This window comes from Chroococcidiopsis sp. [FACHB-1243], assembly GCF_014696895.1.
GTDB lineage: Bacteria > Cyanobacteriota > Cyanobacteriia > Cyanobacteriales > Chroococcidiopsidaceae > Chroococcidiopsis.
The window spans coordinates 37,110-49,471 of record NZ_JACJQX010000034.1; the positions used below are offsets into that span (position 1 = coordinate 37,110).

Here is a 12,362-nt window from a genome sequence, read left to right on the forward strand (position 1 = left end):
TTATTTCTCCCCCTGTAAACTGAACTGGGTACGGTAGAGCGCCGCAAATGCACTCCGCTGACTCATCAATTCGGCAAATGTACCTTGTTCGACAATCTGTCCGGCTCGTAACACGACAATTGAATCAGCTTGACGCACGGTTGAGAGTCGGTGGGCAATAATTAAGGTTGTCCGTCCGACTGTAAGTCGGTCTAACCCTTCCATAATCAGTGCTTCAGTTTCGGCATCCACTGAGGAGGTGGGTTCGTCCAAGATTAAAATCGGTGCGTCTAGTAAAATTGCTCGGGCGATCGTCAAGCGTTGTCTTTCTCCTTCTGAAAGAGTCGCTCCCCTCTCCCCTACTACCGTGTCGTATCCTTGGGACGTACTGACAATTAAATCGTGAATTCGAGCAAGACGCGCAGCAGTCACGACCTCTGACAGGGCTGCATCGGGGCGACCGTAGGCGATGTTCTCCCGAAAGCTGAGGGGAAAGACGATCGGCGGCTGAAGCACCATACCAATCTGACGGCGCAAGGATTTCAGTTGAAATTCTCGCACGTCAACTCCATCAATCGTGACTCGACCGACTTGCGGATCGTAAAAGCGTGGTAGCAGGCTAACTAAAGTCGATTTTCCCGCTCCCGTGGAACCGACAATTGCCACTTTCTTTCCTACCTGCACGCGCAAATTAATTTGTTTCAACGTCGGCTGGTCGGGTAAATAATCGAAACTGACATTATCCCAGACAATTTCTCCTTTAGCTCCAACTGTAGGAAATGTTTTAGTCCCCTCTGGCAGATCTCGCTCGATATCCAAAATTTCAAACACTCGCATCACGCCCACCTGCGCCCACTGAGTCATTCCGTAGGTTTGACTAATACTATTAATTGGGTCGTAAAGCGAGGCAAGATAAGAGGTAAATAACACTAACTCGCCCACCGTCAATTCACCAGCCAATACTTGATTAGCAGCAACCCACACGACTAAGGCAGTACCCACGGCGCTAACTAAACTTACTACCCCAGAGTAAAGACTTTGTAGATTGTAAAGTCGCAACCGCGCTGCTAAGCTCTCCCGACTCGCCGCCATGAACTTGCTGTGTTCTTCATCTTCTTTGGTAAAAGCCTGAATGATTCGCATGGCAGAAATATTTCGCTGCACCAGCGAATAAACCACGCTCTCTTGTTGGTGAGATTGAGTTGCTGCTTTGTTAATCGGGCGATTTAGCAGCGACAGCGCGATCGACAAAGCCGGACAAACGCTCAGTGCTAAGAAAGTCAGTAACGGATCGAGCTGCACCATGATAATAAACATTCCCACCAAAAATACCACTGCTGAGAGGATGGGAATTACGGTGTTCATCGTCAGGCTTTGAATTGCGTAGGTATCGGTAGCAATGCGGTAAAGTAAGTCTCCTACCTGCTGGCGATTGTGAAATGCTAGAGAAAGGCGCTGCAAGTGGCTGTAGAGGTCGCCGCGCAAATCGTTGACCATGCGCTGACCAATGCTAATAGTGGTGTAGTTATGTAATAGTGACAGACCACCCCAAAGTAGGTAAATTAGCACCAGTCCGATACAGATCGCCAAAAGTAGCTGCTCGCGGGACAAGCCTTTTAAAAATTCCCACGGGAGCGGCTGACCGCCGACTTGTACGTTGTCGATAATCAGCTTGAGGGGCCAAGGTTTGAGTAATTCTAAAGCATTCAGCAAAATCACCTGCGCGATCGCCACTAAAAATAGAAAGCGATAGGGCAGAAGGTAGCGTAAGGTTTTACGAGCGAGGACTATTATCATTAAAAACCGGGAGTCGGGAACCGAGGACAAAATCCAAAATTCAAAATTCACGCATTGGGACAAGGGGGACAAGGGAGCAATTACAAGTCACAACTCACAATTCACAATGAATTTGGAATTCGGAATTCGGAATTCCGAATTCTCCTCACGCACCACCTTTATTGTCAGTCGGTAACAAATAAAGCCTTTGTGCCACGTTTTCCATGACGTGGTAGAGAATGCGACCGAGGTGGGAGTGTTGATAGAGAATTGTCGTAGCGGTAATCGTACTCAATATAATTGCGATCGCGCCTAGTTCTGACCTGCCAAGGGCGATCGCGGCAACTGCCATTAAGCTACAGCCGATCGCTGTCATTTTAGCGAACTGCGTTAGCTTGAGTCCGCACCGTACTCGCAGCAACCGTTTACCGCTACCGTGATTTTCCGTGCAAACTTTGATTTGAGCTTTCGACCAGATGCCTCGGTAAACTTCCAAATCCCAACTGCTCCAACCGCGATCGGGGATGATAAAGTACTTGCGAGATAAAAGCAGTTCCATTGCCCCTAACAGCAAACTTTCTTTCTCCATTCCGGCTTCTGTCCAATACGACAAGTAAAAAGCTGACTTGTGCCACACAACTTCGGGTTTTTGCGTGACGCGATCGCACTCGATCGCATCCATCTGAGTCAGTCCTTTAAACCGCCAGCGATACCGCTCTAGACTGCGAACTAGTGGACCTAAGTAAATTAACGTTGCTACTAACAAACGCGCTTTTATGCCCTGAAAACGGGAGTTAATTGGTGCTTGTACGGCAGTAGCCACAGACCAACCCCAGGAAATTAACAGCATGACGATGGCAACCCAAGGGAAGTGACCGGATAACAGCGATAAAGTGCCAAACAGGGCGATTGCTAGGTTCCACTCTAAGGTCAGAGGGAGATAGCCAAATAGAGAGGCTGGCGGTTGATACAGCATCTGAAAGAAGCCGCGACCGAACACTCCAGAGTAAATTGTCGGTTGACCGATGAGGAAAGTGGAGTAAAGTCCGCCGTAAATTCTGCCAAACCAACGGGGTTGTCCCAATAAATTAAAGCGATAGGGGTGCTTGAAGTAGACTAGAGCTTCTGCCTTGCCATAGCCTCGTTGCTGTTTTAAATAAGCGGCTACGGTATTGCGGCGAAAGTGCCAGACGATCGCAGCGGGACTAAAGCCGATCGTATAGCCTTGGTCTTGTAAGCGCCAGCACAGATCGACATCATCACCAGCAGCGTGAAATAACGGGTCGAAACCGCCAATTTTCGCTAGCGCTTCTCGGCGAAAAGCCATATTACAACCAGCAATATGCTCCGCTACCTCATCGTTTAGTAAGACATGGGTAGGACCACCAGGAGATACTGCCACGCAAGCAGGAATCAAAGCATCTTCTGGTGGGGGTAAGTTGGGACCACCAACGGCTGAAAGTCCCGAACTGAGAAATTTATCTACCAGGTAAATTAACCAGTCTGGGTCGGCAACGCAATCAGAATCAGTATAGGCAATAATTTCGCCTTCAGCAGCAGCGATACCGACGTTACGAGCGACACTCAATCCCTTGTTTTCTTGGTTAATTAAGCGAATATATTCATATTTTCGCGCAATTTCTAAGCTACCGTCTGTCGAGCCATCATTGACCACAATTACCTCATAGTTAGGGTAATTGAGCCGCTCTAGCGAGGCAAGGCAACTGTCTAGAGTTCGTTCGGCATTGTAAGTACAGACAACCACTGAGACTTTGGGGTATTCAGGTAGTTGTGGTGGCAGCAGCGATTTGTAATACTGCTGCACGCTATAGAACGCAGGCTTTTTATGCCGATCGCGATCGACTAAACCGAACGCCCAGTCTTGAATTGCAAACCCACCAGTAAACCACTCGTCTGTCCAAGAAAAGACAATTGTGCCTGCTGCTCCAGTTTTGAAACTCGATGCCAGCTTGCGATCGAGGATCTGAGCTTGTCCCTCTGTACCCTCGCGGATAGAATCGATGCCGAACTCGCTCAGTACTAGCGGTTTATCTTCTGCTAGATTGTGCAGCCGCGCTAGGTAACTGCGAAAATCTTTTTCCTTGTGTAGATAGACGTTGAAGGATAAAAAATCAGTGAAGTCAATATCTAAATACTCAGTACAGGGGTAGTTAGCATAACTGACAAGTGCGGTTGGATCTCCGTCTTTGGCAACCGAAACCAAATCTCTCAGGAAAGCTCGAACTTGCTTAGCTCCATGCCAGCGAACAACATCTGGAGGGATCTCGTTGCCGACTAGATAAGCAAATGTAGCGGGGCTGTCGCGACAGGCTCGCACGCCATCAGCGATCGCGCCCCGAATCTCTGCTCGGACAGCAGAGGAACTCAAAAAACAGATATGCTCAGCCCAAGGAATACCGACCATTATTCTCAGACCGTAAGCTGCTGCCAAATTCAACAGCCATACAGGGGGAACAGTATACGTGCGGATACAGTTCGCTCCTAGTTCTACCATCAAGGCAAAGTCTTTTTCAACAACCTGTTTTTCGGGAAAGGGAGTGCCGTGTGTTACTTGAGAAAAAGGACCGTAACTAACCCCTTTGAGAAAAAACTTTCGATCGTTAACGTATAAAAACTTACCCTGAGCTGTGACTGCTTCCCTGGTTGCCAGCGGTGCATAACTGAAGCTAGAACACGGCAGACTCATGCAGGATTCCGCTCCTCGTAGTTCAAATTTCTAAATTTTTAAATCTCGATACTTAATTCTTGCCGCTTGTGTTGAGATACAGCACAGAAGTACTGCCCCTCACCCATGTGGCAGAGCGCGAAAGACCGCGATCGCGATCGCTAATCATTGCAAAAATTGGTCTCTATCAAAGCCTCGTCATAAGTTACACTCTTACCAAAGTTAATTACAAGTGTCAACTATAAAATCGAGCTTTTTGGGAACTTGTAACACAATGCCATATTGTCAACTCAGGATAATTGGTCGATATTTTCTCTCTATTAGTTGTTGTCTCTTGCTTGTAGCTAATTTAGCCTGTCAACAAGAGTGGGAAAATTGTGGTGAATATTAACTGTCAAGATTTTTGCAAAATAGTACTTCAATCGCATGTCTGGAGTCCGAACCTGTTTTTGCAAGTATCCTCAAGTTTGTGCAAATTTTGCACAAATATCTCGAACTCGGTATTTGCAAATATGGGGTTGACAGGCTCAAATTAAGTGTGTAGTATCCAGTTTAGAGGGAAAGTGAGTATTCAAAACCAAGTCTTAAATCGCAATTAAGTTTTAAGTTGCATTAGCGACTAGTGCCAGCTAGTTGTGAACGATCGGACATAGTAAGTTTTAGGCATAGCCAAATATAGCCAAAATATAACAATGAATAGCTCGTGCTGTCGTTTCTGTGGCTCCTTGCTGAAACATAGCTTTGTAGATCTAGGAATGTCACCATTGTGCGAGAGTTACATAACACCTGCTCAGCTCAACCAGATGGAGCCGTTTTACCCGCTGCATGTGTACGTATGCGATCGCTGTTTCTTAGTTCAACTTCTAGAGTATGTCAGTCCGAGTGACATCTTCAGTCACTATGCATACTTTTCGTCCTATTCTGACACCTGGCTGCAACACGTTCGAGATTACACTGAAAAAATGGTAGGGCGTTGGGGATTGCACGAACGGAGTCAAGTTGTCGAAATTGCTAGTAATGATGGTTATTTGTTGCAATACTTTGTGGCTCAAGGGATACCTGTTTTAGGCATCGAGCCAGCAGCAAATGTAGCCAAAGTAGCGCGGGAAAAAGGTATTCCTACACTTGTCAAGTTTTTTGGGGAGCAGATAGCGCGAGAGTTAGTAGCACAAGGAAAGCAAGCCGATTTGTTGTTGGGTAACAACGTGTTAGCTCACGTACCCAATTTGAATGATTTTGTGGCTGGAATGAAAATTTTACTCAAGCCGCAGGGAGTTATCACGATGGAGTTCCCCCATTTGATGCGGTTGATGGAGGGAAATCAGTTTGATACTATTTACCACGAACATTTTTCTTATCTTTCATTCCTCACGGTTGAGAAAGTTTTTGCCACCCACGGACTAACTATTTTTGATGTTGAACAGTTATCAACTCACGGGGGTTCCCTCAGAATTTATGTCAGTCATGCTGAAGACACTTCAAAATCAATTAGTCAACAGGTGAAAGCGTTAAGATCTGAAGAGAAAGCGGCTGGATTTACAACTCTAGAGCATTATTTCTCTTTTGCTCAAAAGGTTAAAGAAACCAAATTTAAGTTATTGGATTTTTTAATTACAGCGAACAGGCAAGGCAAATCTGTTGTCGGTTATGGCGCTCCGGGTAAAGGCAACACGCTCTTGAATTTTTGCGGAATCCGCACGGATTTTATCGATTATACAGTCGATCGCAGTTATTTTAAACAAGGTAAGTTATTACCAGGAACTCGCATTCCTATCTTTAACCCCAACAAAATTTTGGAGACAAAGCCAGACTATCTTCTAATTTTACCTTGGAATCTTCAGGATGAAATTATGGAGCAAATGGCATATATTCGTGATTGGGGTGGTAAATTTGTTGTCCCCATACCTGAAGTAATTGTTTATTCTTAGGTAGTTGGTAATGGGTAATTGGTAATGGGTAATTGGTAGTTGGGATTTACACTATTTGCTACCTTATGGCTCAGTTTAAATCTACTCCGACAGAAATAAAGAGAGTATATTATGAAAGTTGTTTTATTTTGCGGTGGTTTAGGAACGCGATTGAGAGAAGCTGCTACAAATTTACCTAAACCAATGGTTCATATTGGCTACCGACCAATTTTATGGCATATTATGAAGTATTATGCCTACTACGGGCATAAAGATTTTATACTGTGCCTTGGCTATAAAGCTGATGCTATAAAGGACTATTTTTTACATTACAATGAATGTTTATCTAACGACTTTACATTGTTGAATGGTGGAAAAACTATTCAACTATCCAATAGCGATATTGAAGATTGGAAAATAACTTTTGTCGATACAGGTTTGCATTCTAGTATTGGGCAAAGGTTTAAAGCGGTAGAAAAGTATCTGGAAGGTGAAGAGGTATTTTTAGCAAATTATAGCGATGGGTTGACCGATCTGAATCTACCAAGATTCATTGATGATTTTTATCAAAAAGATAGGTTAGCTTGTTTTTTATGTGTCAAGCCTTCTCATAGCTTTCACCTTGTTTCTACTACAGAAGATGGTTTAGTCAACGATATTAAAGATGTGAAAGAAGCAGGAATTCGGATTAACGGAGGATATTTTCTGTTTAAACGAGAGATTTATCAATACATTAATGAAGGTGAGGAGTTAGTTTGCGAGCCATTTCAAAGATTAATGAAGTTGAATCAGCTAACGGCATATAAATACGATGGTTTTTGGGCGTGCATGGATACCTTCAAAGAACAGCAGCAGTTAGACGATTTGTATTGCCAAGGGAAAGCACCTTGGCAGGTATGGAAATCTACTCAGTCAGAATATTGCTGGGGAACAAATGAATCGAAAACATTCAGTCTAGCATATCAGATTGGGAGATAGACTGGATGCTTAAATTCAACTTTGAGGAGAAAAGCGATTCACCTTATAATATCCTGTGTTTGGGAGCGCACTGCGATGATATTGAAATTGGTTGTGGAGGTACGATTTTAAAACTGATAGAAAAATATCAGAACCTTGTATTTTATTGGGTGATATTTAGCTCGAATTCGCAAAGGGAAAAAGAGGCTTATGAGAGTGCTAAAAAGTTTTTGAAAGGTGCGGAAGTAAAAAAGATTGCGATCGCAAATTTTCGAGATGGATTTTTGCCTTTTATGGCGATTGAAGTTAAGGAACTTTTTGAGATCTTAAAACAAGAATTCCAGCCCGATCTTATTTTGACTCATTACCGTAACGACATACATCAAGATCATCGATTAATTTCCGATTTAACTTGGAATACCTTCAGAGATCATCTAATTTTAGAATATGAAATTCCCAAGTACGATGGCGATTTAGGTATACCTAATTTTTTCGTTCATTTAGATTCAATAATTTGCCAGCATAAAACCCACTTAATTCTCAGTAGTTTTCAGTCTCAAATAGAAAAGCAGTGGTTTACCGAAGAAACCTTTTTATCAATTTTAAGAATCCGAGGAATTGAATCGAATGCACCAGAAAAATACGCAGAGGCTTTTTACTGTCGTAAACTCGTTTTTTAATTTACCAATTACCAAAGTAGTAGGGTGCGTTTTGAAAACGCACCCTACTACTAGCCTTACAATTTTGTAAAGTTTTTTTGATTGAAAAGAGTCATAGAGGTGTACGGTTGTTTGGTAGGGGCGCACAGCTGTGCGCCCCTACTACGAATTAGATTGCCCTATTTTCCAAAGATAGCTAGAAATTAAATTTGTAAATGTATGCGCCACAATTGGAACTAATAAATTGTGCGTGACTACAGCACTGAATCCTAGCAATACACCTACTATAGTTGCCCAAACAACATAAGACCATTGCTGAGAACCACTCAGATGTAAAGCACCAAAGCATAGACTTGATATGGCAATGCCAGTAGCATTTAAACCGAGTGCTGGTAGCATGACACCTCGAAATAACAATTCTTCACTCAGCCCTGGTAATAATCCTACCCAGATAATGTCTGGTAGTAACAATGGCTTGAGAACAAATTCTAGATAGAAATCCGAACTACGACGATATGCGGGCCACAATCGATAAACTACAAAGCTAGCAGAAGTAATAGTGAGTCCTAGACCAATGCCTGTAAGTATAGATCCGGCATCCCAACTAACACTTAAGAGGGACACGGAACCAAATCTTAACCAGAGTTTTGAGATTATTAAAAATACTACAGCAGTCACACCCATCAACATTAAAATTTGGAGGCGCGACAAAGGTTGAAGACTCGGATCTTGCTGCTGACTCACGGAAATGGCAGGGCGGTTAGGGGTTAGTGATAGTATAGGGCTACGGCTAGTCATCTGTGGTAGATAAGCAATGTAAATTTGCGATCGCCCCACAAAGGACAGTTGGATTCACACCTGCTTTGTGGGCAGCGATGACACCAATAGCCTCTAAATACGAGTTTACTGCGATCGCTTTGATTCCCAGTGGTGCGGGTGGCACTTGCATTGTGGTTTGATTTTCTGCCACAGTAATAATTTGCGCCTGGAATTGGCTTAAACTGAGGACGGCGCTACTACCGCAAGCCGTGGCGGGGATGATGACAGCATCGACTTCCTTTGCCCAAATATCTTCATGTAGAGACGTTACATGTAACGTCTCTACACGGTGTGGATTAGCGACAAATTGAGGGGCGCGACTTAACCCAACTAAAACGCTAGGCAAAAATGTATATCCCAATTCTTCCGCCGCCGAACGAGGAGACAAATCGGGATCGAGAGGTAAAGGTGATAATGCGGGAGAATGGGCGCAGGGAATTTGAAAAGTTTTGACAATTAAATGGCTGATAATTGCTTCCGCACCCGCTAGCGGATCGACTCCTTGTCCGTGACGATAGTTTTGCAATGCTTCGCTACCAATATCATCGGGGAAACGGGCAACAACTGCGATCGCTTCTGCCCCAGCTTTACTTATCAATACTTCCGCCGCCCGTAACAAACTATCGGGATTGCCAATTGTTCCCCAACTCGCCCCAGAAGCAGCAGTCCGCAATTCCACATTCAAAGGTGCATCAGTAATAACATAGTCTGTCAAATTCAATCCCAAAGTTGCCCTAGCTGCATCCGCTGCTTGGAGATGTCGCAGTCGCAGATCCGATTCCATTCCTTTGTCAAGAATTAAACCTATGCGATTTTGATGTATTGGACGTAAACCCCAGCATCCCGCTGCGAATTTGTCAAGTCCGTAGCCTTCAACATAGAAAGCATTAGGTAAAGACCAGTATAATTGTGCGCCATTGAGAACATTAGGGTGAGTGATGAGGCGATCGCATACCGAAGCAAGTGTTCTAGCAACGGGCATCGCATCACCAGCATAACCACCAATAGCTGCCCCAATTCCAGTAGGGACGATTAAGAGGGCTGTGTAGGGACGATTCATATAAAGTCAAAAGTCAAAAGTTAAAAGTCAAAAATTCGTAAGGGCGGGTTTAGCTAAAATCCTTACCAATTCACCAAGATGGCGCTCCAAAACCCGCTCGTACAACCGTGAAAAATTCGTAGGGGCTGTTTTTGAGAAGATCCCTGTAACAGAACAAACAATTAAAAGTGAGGAGTCAAAATTGAGTAGCACCTAGTGCAGAATCTTAAATTTAATTATCTCTCTGATAATTGTCAACTGATAACAACTGCTTCGACAATTGCTTTTTGGCGAGGGATATCTACGCTAGTAATTGCCCAGCGTAACGGTTCTCCAGACAAGCGTAATTGTGTCTCAATTGCTTGCAGTAATTGGGCTGGCGTTTGCTGAAGATTAATTTCTAGAGTGATAAATTGAGTAGTCATGTAATGGCGGGAGTCGGGAGTCGAGCAAGGGTACAGGGTTTAATTGTAAATTGTGAATTGCAAATTCTCTCCCTTGTCTTCCTTGTCTTCCTTGTCTTCCTTGTCTCCCTTGTCCTTCACTTCTGGGGTTGTCCAAATTGCAAATCGTATAGTTCGTCTTCTTTCTCCGTTTCAATTTTCAAATCGGAACGGGGACGGGCAACACATAGCAAGACATAGCCTTGTTGTTGAAGTTCGGGACTCACACCCATTCCATCACTTTGATCGACAGTTCCCTCTAGAATTTTGCCAGCGCAGGTGGTACACACGCCTGCATTACAAGAACTCGGCAAATCCAGCCCAGCAGCAGTAGCAGCCCGTAAAATGATTTTGTCTTCTGGGACTTGAATCGTGTGAGTTTCGCCTTGGTGGTGAATTTGAACAGTGTAAGTTTGAGACATATGTATAAGGTGGGGCGATCGCCTATCAAACGCAGGATCGGTCATTGTAAATTGCACACCAGTTATTCTATCTCGACGATCGGGTTTTCAGACGAGCGACAAAACTGTGAAAAACCTTTCATGAACCATTCACATAGCGTTCATGTCGGCATCCGAAATTAGAAAGCATGAGGGAAACGAACCCTTGCAGCAAAGCAAATTTACTAAATCATTTGGAGGCTCGATCGTGAAGGGTATTTTACTAGCTGGCTTGTCCGTTCTGATGATGTCCGTATCGGTTCCTGCTGCTTTTGCCGAGACTCATACCGCGCAAAAAAGTACGATCGCGCAATCAACCGTTAATTCCCAATCCGTTAGACAACTTTCTCCCAAAGAGCTAGTGACTATGGCAGAGCGAGGAGCATTTCGCGATCGCGGCATTCCCAGTCATGGCAGATTGGCGGATGCTGCTGCAACTAGGCGGATAACCGCAATGGATCTTGTCAAGGCGGCGATCGCGGCTGAAGAACTTTCGCCTGAAACGGTGAACAATACCAGGTATTTGAATGCAGTTGCTAATTTCTTAGCCAGCCTCAATCGGGGTTAAAGGTTTTGAGATGGTTGATTGTTAATTGCTATTTACCATCAACAATCAACCATTAACAACCCTGATGAATTTTCATAACTGGAATAGACGCGCTATGGAACCTTGAATTTTGGAGAAGACATATGAAAACACATCGTCGCTCGATCGCGTTACTTAGTTTAGGTCTTGGTAGTTTAGCCGCTGTTTTGGGTTTAACCACCTTCAGTGGAAATTCGCTCCCTACAGCGCAGCTATTACCAGCAGTTGCCTCAGCACCAGAGCCGAACCCATTAGCTCAACAGTTGCAAGGAAAACCTACTGTCGTCAAAATTTATGCTGATTGGTGTCCGGCTTGCCAAAGGCTGCAACCGATTACAAATTCACTACAACAGGAGTTTAACGGTAAAGCAAACTTTGTCGTGTTCGATGTCACCGATCGCGCCACATCTCAAGCAGCAACAGAAAAAGCTAGGCAACTGGGGTTGAGCGACTTCTTGGCAGCGCACCGCGCTCAAACTTCAACGGTTTCTATTATCAATCCTAGCAACGGTCAAGTGTTGACGCAGTTTCGTTATAACTTCGACCGACAAGATTATGTCGATGGGATCGAGCGAGCCGTCGAACGCCTCACCGCTAGTAAGTAACTGTTAGCAACGTGCAGCATTCAAGAAATTATTAAATGGAGGTAGCGATCGTGTCTCAGTCACTCAATAACATATTTCACACGGGACAGTCTGCTTTTGAGTTGCTACAACAATCCGATAAACCTATTTTGGTGAAATTTGTAGCGCCTCACTGTAGTAGCTGTATCACCCTAAAACCCGTACTGGAAAAACTCGTTCGCGAGCAGTCTGGCAGCTTGCATTTGGTAGAAATTGACATGACTGAAGCAACGGAAATGGCAATGAATTTAGAAGTCAGAAGTGCGCCCACAGTAGTGATGTTTAAACATCAGCAAGAATTAGGAAGACTGGTCGGCTTGAAGCCCAAAAAGCAATACGCGGATATGGTGCAGCAAGCTCTTTAGCACGTACGTGTAGTTCCAGCATTTGGATAGCACCTCGAATTACGAATAACAAATACTCGTCCAAATGCTTTACTCCTTTCTTT

12 protein-coding genes are annotated in these 12,362 nt (G+C 44.2%); 6 read left to right on the plus strand and 6 right to left on the minus strand.

Going from position 1 to position 12,362, the window contains the following annotated elements; all coding sequences use genetic code 11:
* Positions 1–1,776 carry an ABC transporter ATP-binding protein gene (locus H6G17_RS23045; protein ID WP_192160948.1) on the minus strand — a complete coding sequence of 592 codons (1,776 nt, stop codon included), beginning with the start codon at positions 1,774–1,776 and terminating at the stop codon, positions 1–3.
* Between the two features lie 145 nt (positions 1,777–1,921).
* Positions 1,922–4,462, minus strand: a complete 2,541-nt coding sequence (locus H6G17_RS23050; protein ID WP_192160949.1) for a glycosyltransferase — start codon at positions 4,460–4,462, stop codon at positions 1,922–1,924.
* 671 nt (positions 4,463–5,133) lie between these two features.
* Between H6G17_RS23050 and H6G17_RS23055 the strand changes: the two genes are divergently transcribed.
* The 3 genes from H6G17_RS23055 to H6G17_RS23065 all read left to right on the plus strand — a co-directional run bounded on the left by H6G17_RS23055 (position 5,134) and on the right by H6G17_RS23065 (position 7,985).
* Positions 5,134–6,369 carry a class I SAM-dependent methyltransferase gene (locus H6G17_RS23055; protein ID WP_192160950.1) on the plus strand — a complete coding sequence of 412 codons (1,236 nt, stop codon included), beginning with the start codon at positions 5,134–5,136 and terminating at the stop codon, positions 6,367–6,369.
* Between the two features lie 111 nt (positions 6,370–6,480).
* Positions 6,481–7,326, plus strand: coding sequence for a sugar phosphate nucleotidyltransferase (locus tag H6G17_RS23060; RefSeq protein WP_192160951.1), 846 nt, complete (start codon positions 6,481–6,483; stop codon positions 7,324–7,326).
* 5 nt (positions 7,327–7,331) lie between these two features.
* Positions 7,332–7,985, plus strand: coding sequence for a PIG-L deacetylase family protein (locus H6G17_RS23065; RefSeq protein ID WP_192160952.1), 654 nt, complete (start codon positions 7,332–7,334; stop codon positions 7,983–7,985).
* 141 nt (positions 7,986–8,126) lie between these two features.
* Here the strand turns inward: H6G17_RS23065 and H6G17_RS23070 are convergent, their stop codons facing one another.
* The 4 genes from H6G17_RS23070 to H6G17_RS23085 form a co-directional block, all read right to left on the minus strand.
* Positions 8,127–8,762: a CPBP family intramembrane glutamic endopeptidase gene (locus tag H6G17_RS23070; protein ID WP_199316940.1), complete on the minus strand. Its 636-nt coding sequence runs from the start codon at positions 8,760–8,762 to the stop codon at positions 8,127–8,129.
* On the minus strand, positions 8,755–9,843 hold the full coding sequence (locus H6G17_RS23075) for a DUF3326 domain-containing protein (protein WP_192160953.1): 1,089 nt from the start codon (positions 9,841–9,843) through the stop codon (positions 8,755–8,757). Before H6G17_RS23075 ends, H6G17_RS23070 begins: the two co-directional genes overlap by 8 nt.
* Positions 9,844–10,076: 233 nt before the next feature.
* Complete coding sequence (locus tag H6G17_RS23080) at positions 10,077–10,247, minus strand: hypothetical protein (RefSeq protein ID WP_192160954.1); 171 nt, start codon at positions 10,245–10,247, stop codon at positions 10,077–10,079.
* Positions 10,248–10,363: 116 nt separating this feature from the next.
* Positions 10,364–10,687, minus strand: coding sequence for a 2Fe-2S iron-sulfur cluster-binding protein (locus tag H6G17_RS23085; RefSeq protein WP_015154381.1), 324 nt, complete (start codon positions 10,685–10,687; stop codon positions 10,364–10,366).
* Between the two features lie 142 nt (positions 10,688–10,829).
* Between H6G17_RS23085 and H6G17_RS23090 the strand changes: the two genes are divergently transcribed.
* The 3 genes from H6G17_RS23090 (at position 10,830) to H6G17_RS23100 (ending at position 12,279) form a co-directional block, all read left to right on the plus strand.
* Positions 10,830–11,273, plus strand: coding sequence for a hypothetical protein (locus H6G17_RS23090; protein ID WP_192160955.1), 444 nt, complete (start codon positions 10,830–10,832; stop codon positions 11,271–11,273).
* Between the two features lie 122 nt (positions 11,274–11,395).
* Positions 11,396–11,896, plus strand: coding sequence for a thioredoxin family protein (locus H6G17_RS23095; RefSeq protein ID WP_192160956.1), 501 nt, complete (start codon positions 11,396–11,398; stop codon positions 11,894–11,896).
* A 50-nt stretch (positions 11,897–11,946) separates the two neighbouring features.
* A complete protein-coding gene (locus tag H6G17_RS23100) occupies positions 11,947–12,279 on the plus strand; it encodes a thioredoxin domain-containing protein (RefSeq protein WP_199316941.1) in 333 nt (110 codons plus the stop codon).
* Positions 12,280–12,362: the final 83 nt, after the last annotated feature.

Coding starts and splice junctions, on each gene's coding strand:
- H6G17_RS23045 (WP_192160948.1), bottom strand. CDS start 1,776: ATGATAATAGTCCTCGCTCGTAAAACCTTACGCTACCTTCTGCCCTAT.
- H6G17_RS23050 (WP_192160949.1), bottom strand. CDS start 4,462: ATGAGTCTGCCGTGTTCTAGCTTCAGTTATGCACCGCTGGCAACCAGG.
- H6G17_RS23055 (WP_192160950.1), top strand. CDS start 5,134: ATGAATAGCTCGTGCTGTCGTTTCTGTGGCTCCTTGCTGAAACATAGC.
- H6G17_RS23060 (WP_192160951.1), top strand. CDS start 6,481: ATGAAAGTTGTTTTATTTTGCGGTGGTTTAGGAACGCGATTGAGAGAA.
- H6G17_RS23065 (WP_192160952.1), top strand. CDS start 7,332: ATGCTTAAATTCAACTTTGAGGAGAAAAGCGATTCACCTTATAATATC.
- H6G17_RS23070 (WP_199316940.1), bottom strand. CDS start 8,762: ATGACTAGCCGTAGCCCTATACTATCACTAACCCCTAACCGCCCTGCC.
- H6G17_RS23075 (WP_192160953.1), bottom strand. CDS start 9,843: ATGAATCGTCCCTACACAGCCCTCTTAATCGTCCCTACTGGAATTGGG.
- H6G17_RS23080 (WP_192160954.1), bottom strand. CDS start 10,247: ATGACTACTCAATTTATCACTCTAGAAATTAATCTTCAGCAAACGCCA.
- H6G17_RS23085 (WP_015154381.1), bottom strand. CDS start 10,687: ATGTCTCAAACTTACACTGTTCAAATTCACCACCAAGGCGAAACTCAC.
- H6G17_RS23090 (WP_192160955.1), top strand. CDS start 10,830: ATGTCGGCATCCGAAATTAGAAAGCATGAGGGAAACGAACCCTTGCAG.
- H6G17_RS23095 (WP_192160956.1), top strand. CDS start 11,396: ATGAAAACACATCGTCGCTCGATCGCGTTACTTAGTTTAGGTCTTGGT.